We start from the raw sequence: 19,909 nt of genomic DNA, 5'->3' as shown, positions 1-19,909 counted from the left end.
TCACGCCCTGTCCGCGACGCGTTCGCCGAGCAGCCCTTGTGGCCGCAGCAGCAGGACGATGATGAGGAGCGCGAAGGCCCACACGTCCTTCCAGGCGCCGCCGCCGAAGAGGTCCATGCCGGGGACGTCGCTCATGTAGCCGGTGGCGAGGGCTTCGGCGAGGCCGAGGACGACGCCGCCGAGCATGGCGCCGTAGATGTTGCCGATGCCGCCGAGTACGGCGGCGGTGAAGGCTTTGAGGCCCATGAGGAAGCCCATCCGGAAGCCGATCTGGCCGTTCTTGAGCCCGTAGGCGACGGCGGCGACGGCGGCGAACGCGGCACCGATGGCGAAGGCCATGACGATGATCCGGTCGGTGTTGATGCCCATGAGCTTGGCGGTGTCGGGGTCCTGCGAGGTGGCCTGCATGCCGCGGCCGGCGCGGGTCTTGGAGACGAAGAGGCCGAGGGCGAGCATGCAGACGGGTGCGGAGATGAGGACGAAGAGGTCGCCGCGCTGGATGTGGGCGCCGAGCAGGTCGAAGGCGCCGCCCTTGAACTGCGGGAAGGAGCGGTCGGCGGTCGCGTCGGGGTACCACTTCCAGACGGCCTGCTGGAGGGCGAGGGAGAGGCCGATCGCGGTGATGAGCGGGGCGAGGCGGGGTGCGTTGCGCAGGGGCCGGTAGGCGAAGCGTTCGGCGGCGACGCTGACGGCGACGGAGCAGATCACGCCGCCGACGATCATGAGGGGGACGATGGCGAGGAGGTTGGATCCGGAGGGCATCCAGAGGTACACGGTGAGTGCCCCGAAGCCTCCGATCATGAAGATCTCGCCGTGTGCGAAGTTGATGAGCTGGATGATTCCGTAGACCATCGTGTAACCGATCGCGATGAGTCCGTACATCGCGCCGAGGATGAGTCCGTTGGCCAGCTGTTGCGGCAGTTCGTGCACCGCAGGGCCTCCGTTGGAGTGGTTCGGATATGGCGCCGCGCGGGAGCGCTGGTGGCGCTCCCGCGCGGTCTGGTGGCCTGGCGGCCGTCGAAGAGCCGGGGCGTCGGCCCTGCTTACTTGGTGACGGCCTCGCTGAGCTTGGAGACCCACTTGCCGCCGTCGACCTGGTAGGCGGTCATCATGGTGTTGGTGGTGTCGCCGTACTGGTCGAAGGCGACCGGGCCGGTCACGCCGTCGAACTGCACCTTGGCCATGGCGGCGAGGACCTTCTCGCGGCTGTCGTCGGGGAGCTTGCCGTCGTTCTCGGCGGCGACGATCTTGACGGCCTCGATGATGGCCCAGGTGGCGTCGTAGGTGCCGCCGCCGTACGCCTCGTAGGCGTCCTTGTAGCCGGCCGCGGAGTAGTCCGCGATGAACTTCTTGGCGGAGTCGAGCTCTTCGACGGGCTTGCCGACGGAGGTGGCGATGTCGCCCTGGGCCTTCTTGTTGAGGCTGATGAAGTCGGCGCTGTACATGCCGTCGCCGCCCATGAGCGGGATCTGGACGCTGTCCTTGAGCTGCTGGCTCAGGGGTGCGCCGGCGGGGTACTCACCGCCGTAGTAGACGGCCTTGGCGCCGGAGCTCTTCACCTTGGTGACGACGGAGTTGAAGTCGCGGTCGTCGGGGTTGACGTGGTCGCTGCCGACGATCTTGCCACCGAGGGAGGTGAAGGTCGTCTTGAAGGAGGCGGCGAGGCCGGCGCCGTAGGTCTTCTGGTCGTCGATGAGGTAGACGTCCTTGATGCCCGCGTTCTTGAACAGGTAGTTCGCGGCGAAGGCGCCCTGGATGGCGTCGGTGGTGGCGGTGCGGAAGTACGTCTTGAACGGGCGCTTCTTGGCCGCGTCGCCGTCCTTCCAGTTGTCGCCCTGGGTCAGCTCGGTGCCGGTGTTGGCGGGCGAGACCTGGGTGAGGCTGGCGTCCTCGAAGGGCTTCTGCATCGACTGGGCGACGCTGGAGTTGAGGGGGCCGACGACGCCGACGAGGTCCTTGTTGCCGATGAATTTCTGGGCGTTCTGGCCGCCGACGGAGGGCTGGGCCTGGTCGTCGAGGGGCTGGAGCTCGAACGTGATGCCCGGGACCGTCTTCTCCTTGTTCGCCGTCTTGACGGCGAGGTCGGCGGAGTTCTTGATGCCGAGGCCGAGGGCGGAGAGGTCGCCGCTCAGGGGGGCGTCGAGGCCGATGACGACGGTCTGGTTCTTACCGCTGCCGCTCGCGCCGTCGCTGCCCTTGTCGTCGTCGCGCGAGCCGCAGGCTGTGAGGGAGAGTGCTCCGGTGGTGAGCACTGCGGTGAGTATGAGCAATGAACGGTGTCGCACGAAAAGTCCTTTCCCTGGCGCGGCCTCCTCCGTTGAGGTGCCTGTCGTTCGCCAAGCCGTACGTGTTGGGTACAGGGGCGTGCTGCAGCCGCACCCGGCGGCGCGGTGACTGGCGGTGACTCTAGGCGCAGGTGGTGGGGTCGTGGACGGGTGAGGGCAAGGATGTGACTGTCTTGTTATGACTTGAGGAAGGCTTGAGGTGTGGAGGGTGACATGTGCCGGTTGGGGACCGGCGGTTCCTTCTCGCATGGTGAGAACGCCCAGCTCTGCTAAGGGGCTTGGGGCGATCTTGGTCCTGACGGGCGGGGTCGCGCGGTGCGCGGCGGCGGAGGGCCGGGAAGGTGTGGGGCGGGGTGCGTGACGGGGGGTTCGTTCATTGCGCGCCTGTTACGCAGTGTTACGCCGTGGGGTTCGCGGATCCGTCGTGACCGTGCGGTGGCGTGAAGTGGTGCATCGAACCCCGCTCAATACGGGGTGAGTTGGCTGGATCCCATGGTCAACTATTGTTACGTGTAGTGCACATGAAGATGCCCGGCCGGGTGGTTCGCGAGTCCGGCCGGGCAGGGGGGAAGGGGGGCGCGGGAGGGTCAGCCGGCGGCCGGGGTCTCGCGCAGCAGACAGGTGAGGCGAGCGGTGCAGACCCGCTTCCCGTCGTCGTCCGTGACGACGATCTCGTAGGTGGCCGTGGAGCGCCCGCGGTGCACGGGGGTGGCGACACCCGTCACCAGGCCGTTGCGGACCCCCCGGTGGTGGGTGCAGTTGAGGTCGACGCCGACCGCGACCTTCCCGGCGCCGCCGTGGAGCATGGAACCGATGGAGCCGAGGGTCTCGGCGAGCACGGCGGACGCCCCGCCGTGCAGCAGTCCGTAGGGCTGGGTGTTGCCCTCGACCGGCATGGTGCCGACGACGCGGTCCGCGGACGCCTCGGTGATCCGCACGCCCATCCGCTCGCCGAGGTGCCCGGCGGAGAAGAGGGCGGGCAGATCGATGCCGAGGGTGGCGTACTCGTCGATGACGTCCTGCGGGAACACGGGTGCGCTCTGGTCGCCCATGGGTACGGCTCCGTTCGTCCGGTGGTGGCTTCGCTGTGCGCTCCGTTCTTACCAGAGACCACTGAGCGGGCGCTTAGGTTCCTGTCCCGCCGTGCCCGGTCGAGTCCGGTTCCAACTGGTTCGGGCGGGTTACGGGCCGGTTCGGGGCCGGTTCGGGATCCGCCTCGGGCCCGCCGGGCATTCCCGGGCGGCCACTCGGGGGAAGCTGGACGTTCACCTCCGTTCGATAGGTTGGCCCGATGCGGGGACTGGGTGTCGTGGGATGTCGTCGGCTGGGGCTGGCCGGTTCGCTGGCGATAGGTGCGGGCGGCTGGGCCGCCGGAAGGCTTCCCGTGCACGACCCGTGGGGCTGGTGGACGGACCGGGGGCCGACGGTGACCACCGCCGGAGCCGCCCTCGCCTACGCCGGGCTCACCGCGCTCGTCGTCGCCTGGTGGGCGTACGGCCGCACCGGCGCCTCCGTACGGCACACGCTGGTGACCCTCGCCTGGTGGGTGGCACCGCTGCTGCTGACGCCGCCCCTGTACAGCGCCGACGTGTACAGCTACGTCGCGCAGGGGGCGATGGTCCTCGAAGGGCACGACGTGTACAGCCAGGGCCCCTCGGTCCTCGACCCGGCGGGATTCGCCGGCGACGCCGCGGCGAGCGTGGGCCTGCACTGGACCGACACCCCGGCCCCCTACGGCCCCTTCTTCCTGCTGCTGGCACGAGGGGCGGTGGCGCTCACCGGCGGCACCCTGGTCCCCGCGGTCCTCGCCCTGCGGCTGGTCGCGGTGGGGGCACTGTTGCTGATCGTGTGGGCCGTGCGGCGCCTCGCGCGGGAGTACGGGGCGGACGAGAGCGGGGCGCTGTGGCTCGCGGCGCTCAACCCGCTGCTCCTGATCCACGTGGTGGGCGGGGTGCACAACGACGGACTGATGGCGGGGCTCGCGCTGGCGGGCGCGGTGTGCGCGCTGCGGGGGCGCTGGGTGCTCGGAGCCGTGCTGATCGGGCTGGCGATGATGGTCAAGTCCCCTGCCGGACTTGCCCTGTTGTTCGTCGGAGTGGTGGTGGGCAGGGGGTCCGCGGGTACGCCCGCGCGGCGGATCGTGACCGGGGTGTTCGGGCCGGGGCTGGTCGCCGCCACGACCGTGCTCGCGGTCTCCGTGCTGAGCGGCACCGGTTTCGGCTGGCTGCACACGCAGAGCGTCGCGGCGGGCATCCACACCTCGCTCTCCCTCTCCAGCGACCTGGGGGCCGTACTCGGGACGCTCGCCCACACGGTGGCGGGTGCGGACCCCGAAGCGGTGAAGTCCGCCGTGCGCCTCCTCGGACTCGCCGCGGCGGCGGCCCTCGTCGCGCGCTTCGGATGGCGCTCGGCCACCGGTCGCCTGGACCCCCTGCTGGGCCTGGGCCTCGCGCTGACGGCCCTGGTGCTGCTCTCGCCGATGGTGCAGCCGTGGTACGCCCTGTGGGGAGTGCCGTTCGTAGCCGCCCGGGCGTGCCGGGGGCCGGCCGGGCGGGGGCTCGCGGTGCTCTGCGCGGCGCTGGTGTACGAGACGCACCCCTCGGGCTCGACGCCCGGGATCGGCTTCGCGGTGATGGGGGTGGTCGCGGTGACGGGCTGGCTGCTGCTGCGCCGGGAGGCCGCGGCGGACCGGGCCACGAGCGGTGGCGCCGGCGTGCCGGGGCCCCGTCGTGCGGGCACGGTGCGCGACGGGGTCGCCACGGGAGCGGCCCCCGTCTGACCGTCCGGGGCCGGCCGGCCCTCCTGACCGGGGCCGCGGGTCAGCCGGCCTTCTCGAAGCGCACCACCACCGACTTGCTGGCGGGGGTGTTGCTGGTGTCGGCGGTCGAGTCGAGCGGCACCAGGACGTTCGTCTCCGGGTAGTAGGCGGCGGCGCAGCCCCGCGCGGTGGGATAGTGCACGATCCGGAAACCGGGAGCGCGGCGCTCGGTGCCGTCCTTCCACTCGCTGACGAGATCGGTGTAGTCGCCGTCCTGGAGGCCGAGTTGGCGGGCGTCGTCGGGGTTGACGAGGACGACGCGGCGGCCGTCCTTGATGCCGCGGTAGCGGTCGTCCAGGCCGTAGATCGTGGTGTTGTACTGGTCGTGGGAGCGCAGGGTCTGCAACAGCAGCCTGCCTTCGGGGAGTTCGGGGAACTCCACGGGTGCGGCGGTGAAGTTGGCCTTGCCGGTGGCGGTCGGGAAGCGGCGGGCGTCGCGCGGGCCGTGGGGGAGGGTGAAGCCGCCGGGGCGGGCGACACGGGCGTTGAAGTCCTCGAAGCCGGGCACCACGCGGGAGATGCGGTCACGGATCGTGCCGTAGTCCTTCTCGAATTCCTCCCACGGGGTCGTCGAACCGGGGCCGAGGACCGCGCGCGCCATGCGGGCGACGATGGCGGGTTCGGAGAGCAGGTGCGGGCTCGCGGGGGCGAGGTTGCCGCGGGAGGCGTGCACCATGCTCATCGAGTCCTCGACGGTGACGAACTGCTTGCCGCCGGCCTGGACGTCCTTGTCGGTGCGGCCCAGCGTCGGCAGGATCAGCGCGCGGCTGCCGGTGACGGCGTGCGAGCGGTTGAGCTTGGTCGACACGTGCACGGTGAGGCGGGCGCGGCGCATCGCGGCCTCGGTGACGTCGGTGTCGGGGGTGGCGGCGACGAAGTTGCCGCCCATCGCGAAGAAGACCTTGGCGTCGCCGTCGCGCAGGGCGCGGATGGCCCGGACCACGTCGTAGCCGTGATGGCGCGGCGAGGTGATGCCGAACTCCTTGTCGAGGGCGTCGAGGAAGGCCGGTGCGGGGCGCTCGTAGATGCCCATGGTGCGGTCGCCCTGGACGTTGGAGTGGCCGCGCACCGGGCAGACACCGGCGCCGGGGCGTCCGATGTTCCCGCGCAGCAGAAGGAAGTTGACCACCTCGCGGATGGTGGGCACGGAGTGCTTGTGCTGGGTGAGTCCCATCGCCCAGCAGACGATGGTGCGTTCCGAGGCCAGGACCAGGCCGAGGGCCTTCTCGATGTCGGCGCGGTCGAGTCCGGTGGCGGTGAGGGTCTCGTCCCAGTCGGCCTCCCGGGCGGCCCGGGCGAACTCCTCGTACCCGTGGGTGTGTTCGTCGACGAAGGCGGTGTCGACGGCGCCCTCGGTCTCAAGGATCAGCTTGTTGAGGAGACGGAAGAGGGCCTGGTCGCCGCCGAGGCGTATCTGGAGAAAGAGGTCGGTGAGGGCGGTGCCCTTGATCATGCCCTGCGGGGTCTGCGGGTTCTTGAAGCGCTCCAGGCCGGCCTCGGGCAGCGGGTTCACCGAGATGATCTTCGCCCCGGCATGCTTGGCCTTCTCCAGGGCGGAGAGCATGCGCGGGTGGTTGGTGCCGGGGTTCTGCCCGGCGACGATGATCAGATCGGCCTGGTGGAGGTCCTCCAGGGAGACGCTGCCCTTGCCGATGCCGATGGTCTCCACGAGCGCGGAGCCGGACGACTCGTGGCACATGTTCGAACAGTCGGGGAGGTTGTTGGTGCCGTACTCGCGGGCGAAGAGCTGGAGGAGGAACGCGGCCTCGTTGCTGGTCCGGCCCGAGGTGTAGAAGAGGGCCTCGTCGGGAGAGGCGAGCGCACGGAGTTCGTCGGCAATGATTGCGAAGGCGTCGCCCCAGGGAATCGGCTCGTAGGTGTCCGCGCCCTCGGGGAGGTACATCGGCTCCGTGATGCGGCCCTGCTGGCCCAGCCAGTACCCGCTGCGCCCCGCGAGGTCGGAGACCGGGTGCGCGGCGAAGAACTCCGGGGTGACCCGGCGCAGCGTCGCCTCTTCGGCCACGGCCTTGGCGCCGTTCTCGCAGAACTCGGCGGTGTGGCGTTTGTCGCCCTCCGGCCAGGCGCAGCCGGGGCAGTCGAAGCCGTTCTTCTGGTTGACCTTGAGGAGCGTGCGCGCGGTGCGGCCCAGCCCCATCTGCTGCTGGGCCATGAGCAGCGAGTGGGCGACGGCGGGCAGCCCGGCGGCGGCGTGCTGGGCCTCGCGGACCTGCGGGGCGTCCTGGACCGGGTCTCCGGTCGGGGGCTTCGTGGCCATGGTTGTTCCCCTTCGAGCGCGTGGGTCTCTCCCGTTCGATCCTGTCATGGCCGCCGAGGCGCGCATCAGGAAGGAAAGGGCGACGGGAACCGTGAGCGGTCCGTGATGTCGGCGGGCCGTGGCAGGATCGTGTACGTGGCTGAGACAGCATCGAAGAAGACGGCAGACAACCGACCGCGCCTGCTCCTCATGGACGGGCACTCCCTGGCGTACCGGGCGTTCTTCGCCCTGCCCGCGGAGAATTTCACGACCGGGACGGGGCAGCCGACGAACGCCGTGTACGGCTTCGCCTCGATGCTGGCGAACACGCTGCGCGACGAGGCGCCCACCCACTTCGCGGTGGCGTTCGACGTGTCCCGCAAGACCTGGCGCTCCCAGGAGTTCCCCGAGTACAAGGCGAACCGCTCCAAGACCCCCGACGAATTCAAGGGGCAGGTCGAGCTGATCGGCGAACTGCTGGACGCGATGCACGCGGACCGGTTCGCCGTCGACGGCTTCGAGGCCGACGACGTGATCGCCACGCTCGCCACCCAGGCGGAGGCCGCCGGGTTCGAGGTGCTGATCGTCACGGGCGACCGCGACTCCTTCCAGCTCATCACCGAGAACGTCACGGTCCTCTACCCCACCAAGGGCGTCTCCGAGCTGACCCGCTTCACCCCGGAGAAGGTCGAGGAGAAGTACGGCCTCACCCCCGCCCAGTACCCGGACTTCGCCGCACTGCGCGGCGACCCGTCGGACAACCTCCCCGGCATCCCCAAGGTGGGTGAGAAGACCGCCGCGAAGTGGATCAACCAGTTCGGCTCCTTCGACGAGCTGGTGGCACGCGCCGACGAGGTCAAGGGAGTCGCCGGACAGAACTTCCGCGACCATCTGGACTCGGTACGGATGAACCGCCGGCTGACCGAGATGGTGCGTGACGTGGAGCTCCCCAAGGGCCCCGCCGAGCTGGAGCGCGCCCCCTACGACCGCACCGCCGTCACCGGGGTGCTGGACGTCCTGGAGATCCGCAACCCGAGCCTGCGCGAGAGGCTGCTCGCCGTCGACCCGGGTGCGGCCGAGGAGGAGGCACCCGCCCCCGCCGCCGGGGTGGAGCTGGACGGCACCGTACTGGCGACCGGGCAGGTCGCCGGGTGGCTGGCCGAACACGGCTCCCAGCCGCTGGGCGTGGCCACCGTGGACACCTGGGCGCTGGGCGCCGGCACCGTCACCGAGATCGCCCTCGCGGCGGTCGGCGGAGCCGCGGCCTGGCTGGACCCGACGGAGCTGGACGCCTCGGACGAGCAGGCGCTCACCGCCTGGCTCGCCGATCCGGAGCGGCCGAAGGTCCTGCACAACGCCAAGGCCGCCATGCGCGTCCTCCCCGAGCTGGGCTGGCACATCGAGGGCGTCACCATGGACACCGCGCTCGCCGCGTACCTGGTGAAGCCGGGGCGGCGGTCGTTCGCGCTGGACGCGCTGGCGGTGGAGTACCTCGGCCGCGAGCTCGCCCCGGCCGCGGCCGCGGACGGGCAGCTGGCCTTCGGCGCCGACGACCGCGCCGAGGCGGACGCCCTGATGACGCAGGCCCGCGCGATCCTCGACCTCGGCGCCGCGTTCAGCACCCGGCTCAGGGAGGTCGGCGCGCTCGACCTGCTGCACAACATGGAACTGCCCACCTCGATCCTGCTGGCCCGGCTGGAACGGCACGGCATCGCCGCCGACCGCGCCCATCTGGAATCGATGGAGCAGCAGTTCGCGGGCGCCGTGCAGCAGGCCATAAAGGAGGCGCACGCCGCGGTGGGCCACGAGTTCAACCTCGGCTCGCCCAAGCAGCTCCAGGAAGTCCTCTTCGGCGAGCTCGGTCTGCCCAAGACCAAGAAGACGAAGACCGGTTACACCACCGACGCCGACGCCCTGGCCTGGCTCGCCGCGCAGACCGAGCACGACCTGCCGGTGATCATGCTGCGCCACCGTGAGCAGGCGAAACTGCGGGTCACCGTCGAGGGCCTGATCAAGACGATCGCGGCGGACGGCCGCATCCACACCACCTTCAACCAGACGGTGGCGGCCACCGGACGTCTCTCCTCCACCGACCCCAACCTCCAGAACATCCCGGTCCGTACGGACGAAGGGCGCGCGATCCGCCGGGGCTTCGTCGTCGGCGAGGGCTTCGAGACCCTCATGACGGCGGACTACAGCCAGATCGAACTCCGGGTGATGGCCCACCTCTCCGAGGACGCAGGCCTGATCGAGGCGTTCACCTCGGGCGAGGACCTGCACACCACCGTCGCCTCCCAGGTGTTCGGCGTGGACAAGTCGGCCGTCGACCCCGAGATGCGGCGCAAGATCAAGGCCATGTCCTACGGACTCGCCTACGGCCTCTCCGCGTTCGGGCTCTCCCAGCAGCTCAACATCGAGGCGGGCGAGGCGCGCGGCCTGATGGACACGTACTTCGAGCGCTTCGGCGGCGTACGCGACTACCTCCACCGGGTCGTCGAGGAAGCCAGGTCCACCGGATACACCGAGACGGTCTTCGGCCGCCGCCGGTACCTCCCCGACCTCAACAGCGACAACCGCCAGCGGCGCGAGATGGCGGAGCGGATGGCGCTCAACGCCCCGATCCAGGGCACCGCCGCGGACATCGTGAAGGTCGCGATGCTCCAGGTGGACCGGGCGCTGACCGAGGCGAAGCTGAAGTCCCGGATGCTGCTCCAGGTGCACGACGAAATCGTCCTGGAGATCGCCCCGGGAGAGAGCGCCGAGGTGGAGAGCATCCTGCGCCACGAGATGGCCTCGGCCGTGACACTCCGCGCCCCGCTGGACGTGTCGGTCGGCGTGGGAGCCGACTGGGAGTCGGCCGCGCACTGACCGAGGGCCTTTCGTTCGGATCGGGCCGGGCTCGCCCGGTCCGATCCGAACGAAAGGCACTGGCCGCGCGCCCGCACTGGCCGCGCGCCCGCATGGCGGAGGCCGGGCACACCGTGTCCGGCCTCCGCCATGTCCGGGGCGGGGCGGGAGCCGGGCGGGGCAGTGTGGTTGCGGGGGCGGTGCGGGGGGTGGGTACCGAGTCCGGTTCGCGGAGGGCCGGTCACGGGGGAGCCGGTTTTCGCGCGGAGCCGGTCCGCCCGGTGGACCGGTCCGCCCGGTGGACCGGTCTGCCCGGTGGCCCGGTCTGCCCGGTGGCCCGGTCCGTTCCGGAAACGTGGGGCAGGACAACTTGTACTGAACATAGTGAGAAACCCGTAAGAACCGGTCAATCGGCTGTGTCGGAGGATCAGAAGTTGCCGTAGGGTCACGGGAGTCCTCGCGCTGGGGAGCGCGAACAGCCGTCGTCGGGGAGGGACCAGACCATATGGCAGCGCAATTCGGCCGTCGCCTGCGCAGAGGGGCCACCAGCACCGCGGTGGCCGCCGCTGTCGTCGCCGCACTCTCCGCCTCCCAGGCACCCGGCGCCCCCCTGGGCCTGGCCGCCCCCTCCGGCGGGAACGACGCGTCGACCGCGGCCGAACCCGAACAGGGCGCAGCCACCGGCAACGACGGCTACCACACGGACTTGCCCCCGCTGACCACTCCGGACGCCCCGGCCGTCTCGGCCGATCTGCCCGCCACCAGCGCAGAGTCGGGCATTCCGGCCTCGGTGCTCGGCGCGTACAAGCAGGCCCAGTCGGCCATCGCCGGCACCGATCCGGCCTGTCGGCTGCCCTGGCAACTCCTCGCCGCCATCGGCAAGGTGGAGTCGGGTCAGGCGCGCGGCGGCAAGGTCGACGCGAGCGGCACCACGCTCAGCCCGATCCTCGGGCCCGCCCTCGACGGCAACGGTTTCGCGCTCATCCAGGACACGGACAACGGCGCCTACGACAACGACGCGGTCCACGACCGCGCGGTCGGACCCATGCAGTTCATCCCGTCCACCTGGGCCACCTGGGGCCAGGACGGGAACGGCGACGGACGCAAGGACCCCAACAACGTCTACGACGCGGCGCTCGCCGCCGGGCGTTACCTCTGCGCCGGTTCCCGGGACCTGTCCATCGACACCGACATCGACCGCGCGGTGCTGAGCTACAACCACTCCACCGCCTACCTGTCGACCGTGCGCTCCTGGTTCGAGTATTACAACAAGGGCGCGCACTCGGTGCCCGACGGAACCGGTGTCCTGCCGACCACGCCCGGCCCGGCGACCACCCCCGCCACCGGCCCGGTCGCGCCTTCGCCGTCCCCCTCGGCCTCTCCCTCGCCCACCCCCTCCCCGGGCGGGAAGCCGGGGACCGCTTCACCGTCCCCGAGCCCCACCACACCGCCGAGCGGCAAGCCCGGAACCACGCTGCCCGACGGGCCGCCCACGACCACCACGCCCCCGTCGCCCTCCCAGGACCTCAAGCTCTCCGGCATCGAGAACGCGGGCACCGGCGCCCTGACCGCCATGGCGGGCCACGAGTTCGCCGGGAGAGTCACCGTGCGGGCCGTCGACGGCCAGACCAACGGCTTCGCCAAGGCCCCCGTCACCTTCACCATCAGCGGCGACACCGACGCCCACTTCGCCGGCGGCGCCACCAGCGCCGAGGCGGTCACCGCGACGGACGGCACCGCGAGCGCCCCGGCGCTCGTGGCGGGCGAGACCACCGGCGACTTCCAGGTCCACGCGGTCGTCGGCACCACCGCGCAGTTCAGCCTCGACTTCGCGGCGACCGTCACGGCCCGCCGGGCCGACACGGTCGCCCGGACGACCAGCACCGCACTGACCGCCGTCCAGGGCGGCGACTTCACCGACAGCGTTCAGGTCAAGGCCACCCTCGACGGGGCCGTCGCTTCCGGTGTCGCCGTCACCGCCACGATCCTCACCAGCGACGGGGAAGCCGTCCCGGAGGGCCAGGGCCCCAACTTCACGGGCGCCGGCGACTCCACCGTCTCTACGCTCACCGGCCTGACGACCGACGCGGACGGTCTGCTCTCCCTCCCGCAGATCCATGCCGGCACCACCGCGGGCACGTACAAACTGCGGATCACCACCGAGGGCGGCGCCGTCCTCGACATCGAGCTCGTCGTCGAGGCGCCGCCCGCCGCCTGACGCCGCTCAGCCCCACGCGCGCCCGTACCGAGTACGTCCCGGTACGGGCGCGCGGCCGTACCGGGACGCGTTCGCTACCGGCACCCGCCACGGCCGGCACCGGCCACGGCTGACGCCGGACCGGACTGGCCACGGCCGACGCCGCCCCCACCGGCCACGGCCGACGCCGGACCGGGCCGGCCGTGATCGCCTCACCCGTGCCGACCGGTTCCCGTGCCGCCCCAGCCCGCCCGTACCGGATGCTCCCGCATTTGCCCCGGAGAGCCGGCGCGCGCTCTCCCCCCGATCATGGCCGCTGCTCCCTCTTCAGCCGGGCCGAGGTGAACCGGGTGGCGGCCACCGTCGTAGGGTCCTCCGGCCACGGGTGGCGGGGATAGCGCCCGCGCAGTTCCGCGCGGACCGCGCGGTATCCCTCCCTCCAGAACGAGGCCAGATCCGCGGTTACCGCCGCCGGCCGCCCCGCCGGAGACAACAGGTGCACCAGCACGGGAACCCCGGCCACCGACGGGGTCTCGGCCAGTCCGAACAACTCCTGGAGTTTCACGGCGAGGACCGGTTGCTCGCCGTGATACTCCACCCGGATACGGGAGCCGCTCGGCACCTCGATGCGCTCCGGTGCCAACTCGTCCAGCCGGGCCGCCTCCCCGGTCGCCCACGGGAGCAGTCGGCGCAGCGCCTGCCCCGCGTCGATCCGGCCCAGATCCGCCCGGCGCCGCGCACGCGAGAGCTCCGGCTCCAGCCACTCCCCGGCTCGTGCCAGCAACTCCTCGTCCGAGACCTCGGGCCACGGTGCCCCCAACGCCCCGTGCAGGAACGCGAGTCTGGCCCGCAACTGCTCGCTGTCCCGGGTCCACCGCAGCAGTCCGGTGCCCTCCCGGCGCAGCCCCTCCAGGAGAGCGGCCCGCACCAGCTCCGGGCCGGGCTGCTTCAGCTGGCGCACCGTCAGCTCCACCGCCCCCAGCCGGTCCACCACGCGCGCCACCACGTCGCCCTCGCTCCAGCGAACCTCCTCGCCGCGGAACCGCAGATGCCCCGCCGCCAGCACCGCGGTCTCCACGTCGATCACCGCGGCCAGCCGCACCCGGGCCGACGCGGCATGCGACGGGCGGTCCGCGACCGCGACCGCCAGCCACGGCGAGCCCCGCAGCCCCGAGCCGTCCCGCAGCTCCGCCCCGGTACCCGAAGCCATCAGGAACGCCTCTCCGCCCCGGCCGCGTGCCACCCGCTCCGGGAACGCCAGCGCGGCCACCAGTCCGGCGGCGGCGTCGTCCGTGACCGGAACGGCCCCGCCCGCCGCGCCGCTCCCCGCCGCGCCGCCCCCAGCCCGGCCGGCGGCCGGCCCGTCCCCGGCATCCGCCCCGCCGCCCAGCGAGGACGACAGCCTCCGCACCTCCTGGCGCCAGCGCGCGGCGTACCCGTCGCCGCCCCGGCGCGCGGTGCGCAGGGCCGTGGCGAGGTCGTCGCCGTACTCGCGGGGCGGCTCCTCGCTCAGCAGGGCCACCACCTCGGCCGCCCGGCGCCCCCCGACCTCCCGGGCTCCGTCGACCAGGGCGCGCGCCAGCCGGGGATGCACACCGAGGCGGGACATCCGGGTGCCGCGCCCGGTCACCCGCCCGTCCGCGTCCACCGCCCCGACCGCCGTCAGCACCTCGCGGGCAGCGCCCATCGCCCCCGCGGGCGGCGGGTCGAGCAACGCCAGGTGCACCGCCCCGGGGTCGCCCCAGCACGCGGCCCGCAGGGCGAACCCCGCCAGGTCCGCCACCCGGATCTCCGGGGCCGGGAACCGGGCGAGCCGCCCGTCCTCCGCCTCCGTCCAGCACCGGTACACCGCACCGGGAGCCTCCCGTCCGGCACGGCCCGCCCGCTGTCGTCCGGTCGCCTGCGAGGCCCGCACGGTCGTCAGGGCGCTCAGCCCCCGGGCGTGATCGGTCCGGGGCTCCCGGGCGAGACCGCTGTCGACCACGACCCGCACCCCGGGCACGGTCAAGGAGGATTCCGCGACCGAGGTGGCCAGCACGACCCGCCGTCCGCCGCCCGAGCCCCCGGCCAGCACGGCGTCCTGGACGGAGGCGGGCGCCCGCCCGTGCACCTGGAGCACCTCCGCGCCGGCTCCGGCCAGCCGGGCGGCGACCTGGGCGATCTCGCCGGCACCGGGCAGGAAACAGAGCACGTCGCCTTCCCTCTCCACGAGCGCCCGGCGCACCACCGAGGCGACGTGCGTCAGCAGCGCGGGATCGACCCGCATCCCGTGCGGCGGCCGGACCGGGGCGGTGGGCGGCGCCCAGACGACCTCCACCGGATGGGAGACCCCGGTCGCCTCGACCACCGGGGCGCCGCCGAGCAGCCGGGCCCAGCCCTCCGCGTCGGTCGTCGCGGAGGCGGCGACCAGCCGCAGATCGGGACGGAGCGTCTCGCGCACGTCCAGCAGGAAGGCGGCGGCGGTGTCCGCGTCCAGATGGCGCTCGTGGCACTCGTCGAGGATCACCACGTCGACGCCGGAGAGTTCCTGGTCGCGCTGGAGACGCTGGAGCAGCACCCCGGTGGTGACGACCTCGATCACGGTGTCGGGGCCGACCACGCGCTCGCCACGCACGGTGAAGCCGACCCTGCCCCCCGGCCGCTCGCCGAGGAGCCACGCCATGCGGCGGGCCGCGGCGCGGACGGCGATCCTGCGGGGCTCGGCGACCACGACCCGGCGCGCCGGGCCCTCGCCGGTCAGCCCCGCGAGAGCGAGCGGCACGAGGGTGGTCTTGCCGGTTCCCGGCGGTGCGCACAGCACGGCGGTGCCCCGCTCGTCGAGCGCCCGGCGCAGGGCCGGCACAGCGGTGCGGACGGGCAGGTCGTCCAGGGCATCGGTTCGGATCACGTACCCAGTGTCGTACGGGGGCCCGGCCGTCCCCACCCCCGCGCGGGGGAGCCGCTTCCCCCGCGCGGGGGAAGCGGCCCGTCGAGGTCGTGCGACAGAGTTCGGAGGGGCAGCCACCCACCCCGAAGCACCCGCCAGACTCGGCCCGCATCCCCCGGAGCCGGGGGCAGCCTCAACAAGCCCCGACAGCAAGCCCCGACCAGTCCCGACAACAAGCCCGGACAACAAGCCCCGACAGCAAGCCCCGACCAGTCCCGACAACAAGCCCGGACAACAAGCCCGGACAACAAGCCCCGACCAGTCCCGACAGCCCTTGACCAGTCCCGACCTGCCCCATCGGTCCCAGCCAGCCCCAACCAGTACCAGTCGGCCCCAACCAGTACCGGTCAGCCCCGGCAACCTGTCCCGGTCACCGTCAGCCCGTCCAGGCCGGCCCCCGGCAACCAGTCCCGGTCACCCTCGGCCCGTCCAGGCCGGCCCCCGACAACCAGTCCCGGTCAGTCCCGAAAGAAATCCGGGTCAGTCCCGCTCGCAGACGAAGATCGCCGTGCCCGGGATGAGGTTTCCGCGCAGTGGCGACCAGCCGCCCCACTCCTGGTGGTTCCACTCCGGCCACTCCGGTTCGACCAGGTCGACGAGGCGGAAGCCGGCCGCGACCACGTCGCGGACCCGGTCACCCAGCGTCCGGTGGTGCTCCACGTAGACGGCCTCGCCCGATTCGTCCTGCTCGACGTAGGGGACGCGGTCGAAGTAGGACGCGGCGACGGAGAGACCCTCCGGACCCGGTTCGTCGGGGAAGGCCCAGCGGATCGGGTGGGTCACCGAGAAGACCCAGCGCCCGCCGGGCCGCAGTACCCGGCGGACCTCGCGGAAGACGCGCACCGGGTCGGCGACGAAGGGAACGGCGCCGTAGGCGGAGCAGGCGAGGTCGAAGGAACCGTCCCGGAAAGGCAGCACCCCGGCGTCCGCCTCCACCAGCGGTACCTCGTCGCCGATCCGCAGGGCGTGCTGGAGTTGCCGGTGGGAGAGGTCCAGGGCCACCGGGCGGGCTCCCTGGGCGGCCAGCCAGCGGGAGCACTGTGCCGCGCCGGCACCGATCTCCAGGACATCACGCCCCGCGAGGGCGGCGGCGGGCCCGAGGAGCCCGGCTTCCGCCTCGTCGAGCCCTTCCGGCCCCCAGACGAACCGGTCGTCGCCGAGAAACGCCCCGTGGTCGCTCTGGTACTCGTCCGCGTTCCGGTCCCACCAGCCGCGGCTGGCCCGGCTGCTCTCCGTCTCGCCGGCCTCGCGGCGGGTCGCTTCGGCTTCGGTTCCGTAGGTCTCTTGGCTCATCGTGTCCGTCGTTGTAGTTTGCCTTTACCCACCGCGTGCGGCGGGGTGCGGGGAGTGTCCGTGCAGGTGTCCGTTCCGGGCGCCTGACTCGTCGCGACGCGTGCGCGGAGGCGAGTTTCGGACCCGCGCACGGCCCGGATACGGCCTCGGCGCGGCCGAGTTGTGCCGGATATGGCCGGTTGCGCCCCGCGTGTGCGCCTTCGCGCATTGACCGTGTCCGGCTGCCCCCGTATGCTACAAGTTGCGCTGCGAGCCTGCGCGCCTCAGACCTAGCAGGCCGCGCTCGCGTCTGTTGCATGTCCCCTCGGTTGTCGAGGTGTCTCCCGGAGACGGGTCGCACTTTCCAGGCTGTCCGGCTTCTGCAGAGGCGATACGGGCTCTCGGCGTAGCAGTACCTACGACTCTCTGTCCGTACCGGAGCCCTTTCCCACATGACGAGCAGCACCGAGACCACCGCCACCACTCCGCAGGTTGCGGTCAACGACATCGGCGACGCGGACGCGTTCCTCGCGGCGATCGACGAGACGATCAAGTACTTCAACGACGGCGACATCGTTGATGGTGTCATCGTCAAGGTCGACCGGGACGAGGTCCTCCTCGACATCGGTTACAAGACCGAAGGTGTCATCCCGAGCCGCGAGCTCTCGATCAAGCACGACGTCGACCCGAACGAGGTCGTCAAGGTCGGCGACGAGATCGAGGCCCTGGTTCTCCAGAAGGAGGACAAGGAAGGCCGCCTGATCCTCTCGAAGAAGCGCGCGCAGTACGAGCGTGCTTGGGGCACCATCGAGAAGATCAAGGAAGAGGACGGCATCGTCACCGGTACCGTCATCGAGGTCGTCAAGGGTGGTCTCATCCTCGACATCGGCCTCCGTGGCTTCCTGCCGGCGTCGCTCGTCGAGATGCGTCGCGTCCGCGACCTCCAGCCCTACGTGGGCAAGGAGCTCGAGGCGAAGATCATCGAGCTGGACAAGAACCGCAACAACGTGGTCCTGTCCCGCCGTGCCTGGCTGGAGCAGACCCAGTCCGAGGTCCGCCAGACGTTCCTCACCACCCTGCAGAAGGGTCAGGTCCGCTCCGGCGTCGTCTCCTCGATCGTCAACTTCGGTGCCTTCGTGGACCTGGGTGGCGTCGACGGTCTCGTCCACGTCTCCGAGCTGTCCTGGAAGCACATCGACCACCCGTCCGAGGTTGTCGAGGTCGGCCAGGAAGTCACCGTCGAGGTTCTCGACGTCGACATGGACCGCGAGCGTGTCTCCCTGTCGCTGAAGGCGACGCAGGAAGACCCGTGGCAGCAGTTCGCCCGTACGCACCAGATCGGTCAGGTCGTCCCGGGTAAGGTCACCAAGCTCGTTCCGTTCGGTGCGTTCGTCCGCGTCGACGAGGGCATCGAGGGCCTGGTCCACATCTCCGAGCTGGCCGAGCGCCACGTGGAGATCCCGGAGCAGGTCGTCCAGGTCAACGACGAGATCTTCGTCAAGGTCATCGACATCGACCTCGAGCGTCGTCGGATCAGCCTCTCGCTGAAGCAGGCCAACGAGTCCTTCGGCAGCGACCCGGCCTCGGTCGAGTTCGACCCGACCCTGTACGGCATGGCCGCGTCCTACGACGACCAGGGCAACTACATCTACCCCGAGGGCTTCGACCCCGAGACCAACGACTGGCTCGAGGGCTTCGAGGCGCAGCGCGAGGTCTGGGAGACCCAGTACGCCGAGGCGCAGCAGCGCTTCGAGCAGCACCAGGCCCAGGTCATCAAGTCCCGCGAGGCCGACGAGGCCGCCGCTGCCGAGGGCGCTGCCGCCCCGGCCGGCGCCCCGGCTGCCTCCGGCGGCAGCGGTGGCGGCTCGTACTCCTCGGAGTCGGCCGACAACTCCGGCGCCCTGGCGTCGGACGAGGCGCTCGCCGCCCTGCGCGAGAAGCTGGCCGGTGGCCAGAGCTGAAGCTCTGACCCTGGCAGCCGCTGACGGACGGCGGTAGCAGGAGTAGGTACGCATGAGGCCCGTCCCCTTCGGGGGGCGGGCCTCACGCATGTCCGGTGCGTGAGGCCCGCCCCCGTTGCCGCCCGGTGCGGTCCGCCTGCCGCACACTGTCCGGTGCGGTCCGTGACCCTGTGACCCCGTCACCCCGTGACCTGTCACCCGTGCTCCGCGCACCGTGCTCCGTGCTCCGCGCACCGCGCACCGCGCACCGCGCACCGTGCTCCGTGGCTCCGTGGCTCCGTGGCTCCGTGGCTCCGTGGCTCCGCGCCCCGTCCCCGTCCGGTGCGGTCCGCCCGCCGTTACGGGGCGACTGCCGTGACGGCGATGTTGGTCAGGCCCAGCCCGCCGGTCACCGTGTTGTCGGCGTACACGGTGGTGGTGCAGCCCGAGGTGTTCGCGGTGACGTTGATCGCCAGCCGTGGGGTGCCTACGGCGCCGGTGAGGTCCGAGTGGTTGTCCCGGAACACGGTGCCGCAGCCCCAGCCGGGCTGCTGGGTGTGGGTCTCGTAGCCGGTGTTGGTGGTGCGGGAGCCGGTGTTGCCCTGGACGAGTACACCGTTGCCCTTCACGTCGACCCAGGAGTCGTCGTAGTTCGCGCCGGTCAGCCCGCTGCCGTCGAAGGTGTTGCCGATGATCCGGGCGCCCGTGGTGCCTTCCTTGATGTCGACGTTCTCGCCGCCGACCCCCGGGCCGATGACGTTGTCGGTGATCAGGACCCGGTCGCTGTTGTCGGTGAGGTCGCCCGCGGTGCCGACGTAGACGCCCTCGCCCATGCCGCGCCCGTCGTGGCCGGTGTCGTAGATCCGCGAGTTCCGGATGACCCCGTCCTTGCTGGACGTACGGAAGTGCACGCCTTCCATGTCGAGGTCGTGGACGGTCACCGAGTCGATGACCACGCCGTTCGCGGAGTCGGTCACGATGCCCTTCTGGCCGCCGGTGACGGTGACCCCCTGCACGGTCCAGTACGAGGCGCCGTTCAGGTGGAGCCCGTAGCCGCCGCCCGCGGTGAGTACCGCCGCGGCGGAACCGGTCAGGGTGATGCGGGCGTCGGCGGTGCCCGGGACGGTCACCTTGAAGTTGCCGGTGTAGACACCGTCCGCGAGGCGGATCGTGTCGCCGGGTACCACTGCCAGGAGCGCCGCCTTGAGCTGTTTCGCGGTGCTGACGTCGACGGTGGAGGCGGCCGAGGCCGGGCCTGCCGGGACGAGGGTGAAGCCGCAGGTGACGAGGGCGGTGGCCAGCAGCGGTGCGAGAGGTATACGGGTGCGCATGGAGGTGCCTTCCCGGAGAGTCCAGACGTCAGTCACGTG

The 19,909-nt window shown here is 71.7% G+C and carries 11 protein-coding genes; 4 read left to right on the top strand and 7 right to left on the bottom strand.

The window, feature by feature from the left end:
* From OHA55_RS05240 to OHA55_RS05230, 3 genes are all read right to left on the bottom strand, one after another.
* Entirely contained in the window at positions 1-930 is a 930-nt protein-coding gene (locus OHA55_RS05240) for a branched-chain amino acid ABC transporter permease (protein WP_266703257.1), read from the bottom strand.
* A gap of 113 nt (positions 931-1,043) precedes the next feature.
* Entirely contained in the window at positions 1,044-2,270 is a 1,227-nt protein-coding gene (locus OHA55_RS05235; RefSeq protein ID WP_266710425.1) for a branched-chain amino acid ABC transporter substrate-binding protein, read from the bottom strand.
* A 602-nt stretch (positions 2,271-2,872) separates the two neighbouring features.
* On the bottom strand, positions 2,873-3,337 hold the full coding sequence (locus OHA55_RS05230; RefSeq protein WP_266703255.1) for a PaaI family thioesterase: 465 nt from the start codon (positions 3,335-3,337) through the stop codon (positions 2,873-2,875).
* 239 nt (positions 3,338-3,576) lie between these two features.
* Here OHA55_RS05230 and mptB point away from each other — a divergent pair, with 239 nt between their 5' ends.
* Positions 3,577-5,064: a polyprenol phosphomannose-dependent alpha 1,6 mannosyltransferase MptB gene (gene mptB, locus OHA55_RS05225; RefSeq protein WP_266703253.1), complete on the top strand. Its 1,488-nt coding sequence runs from the start codon at positions 3,577-3,579 to the stop codon at positions 5,062-5,064.
* Positions 5,065-5,104: 40 nt separating this feature from the next.
* On the opposite strand, the gene OHA55_RS05220 is transcribed toward mptB, so the two are convergent.
* Positions 5,105-7,378, bottom strand: coding sequence for an FdhF/YdeP family oxidoreductase (locus OHA55_RS05220; RefSeq protein ID WP_266703251.1), 2,274 nt, complete (start codon positions 7,376-7,378; stop codon positions 5,105-5,107).
* A 135-nt stretch (positions 7,379-7,513) separates the two neighbouring features.
* Here OHA55_RS05220 and polA point away from each other — a divergent pair, with 135 nt between their 5' ends.
* Both polA and OHA55_RS05210 read left to right on the top strand, forming a co-directional pair.
* Positions 7,514-10,225 carry a DNA polymerase I gene (polA, locus tag OHA55_RS05215; protein ID WP_266703249.1) on the top strand — a complete coding sequence of 904 codons (2,712 nt, stop codon included), beginning with the start codon at positions 7,514-7,516 and terminating at the stop codon, positions 10,223-10,225.
* A 484-nt stretch (positions 10,226-10,709) separates the two neighbouring features.
* Complete coding sequence (locus OHA55_RS05210; RefSeq protein WP_266703247.1) at positions 10,710-12,422, top strand: lytic transglycosylase domain-containing protein; 1,713 nt, start codon at positions 10,710-10,712, stop codon at positions 12,420-12,422.
* 286 nt (positions 12,423-12,708) lie between these two features.
* Here the strand turns inward: OHA55_RS05210 and hrpB are convergent, their stop codons facing one another.
* The gene (gene hrpB / locus OHA55_RS05205; protein WP_266703245.1) at positions 12,709-15,288 is read right to left on the bottom strand and encodes an ATP-dependent helicase HrpB; all 2,580 of its coding nucleotides are present in this window, start codon (positions 15,286-15,288) and stop codon (positions 12,709-12,711) included.
* Positions 15,289-15,807: 519 nt separating this feature from the next.
* Positions 15,808-16,620: a class I SAM-dependent methyltransferase gene (locus tag OHA55_RS05200; RefSeq protein ID WP_266703243.1), complete on the bottom strand. Its 813-nt coding sequence runs from the start codon at positions 16,618-16,620 to the stop codon at positions 15,808-15,810.
* Between the two features lie 431 nt (positions 16,621-17,051).
* On the opposite strand from OHA55_RS05200, the gene rpsA reads away from it, so the two are divergent.
* Positions 17,052-18,560 carry a 30S ribosomal protein S1 gene (gene rpsA, locus OHA55_RS05195; protein ID WP_266703241.1) on the top strand — a complete coding sequence of 503 codons (1,509 nt, stop codon included), beginning with the start codon at positions 17,052-17,054 and terminating at the stop codon, positions 18,558-18,560.
* 338 nt (positions 18,561-18,898) lie between these two features.
* Here rpsA and OHA55_RS05190 read toward each other — a convergent pair whose 3' ends face one another.
* Positions 18,899-19,870: a nitrous oxide reductase family maturation protein NosD gene (locus OHA55_RS05190; protein ID WP_266703239.1), complete on the bottom strand. Its 972-nt coding sequence runs from the start codon at positions 19,868-19,870 to the stop codon at positions 18,899-18,901.
* Positions 19,871-19,909: the final 39 nt, after the last annotated feature.

It is taken from the genome of Streptomyces sp. NBC_00102 (assembly GCF_026343115.1).
GTDB lineage: Bacteria > Actinomycetota > Actinomycetes > Streptomycetales > Streptomycetaceae > Streptomyces.
Note: the sequence above shows the minus strand (reverse complement) of the source record. Positions and strands in the feature narration are given on the sequence as shown.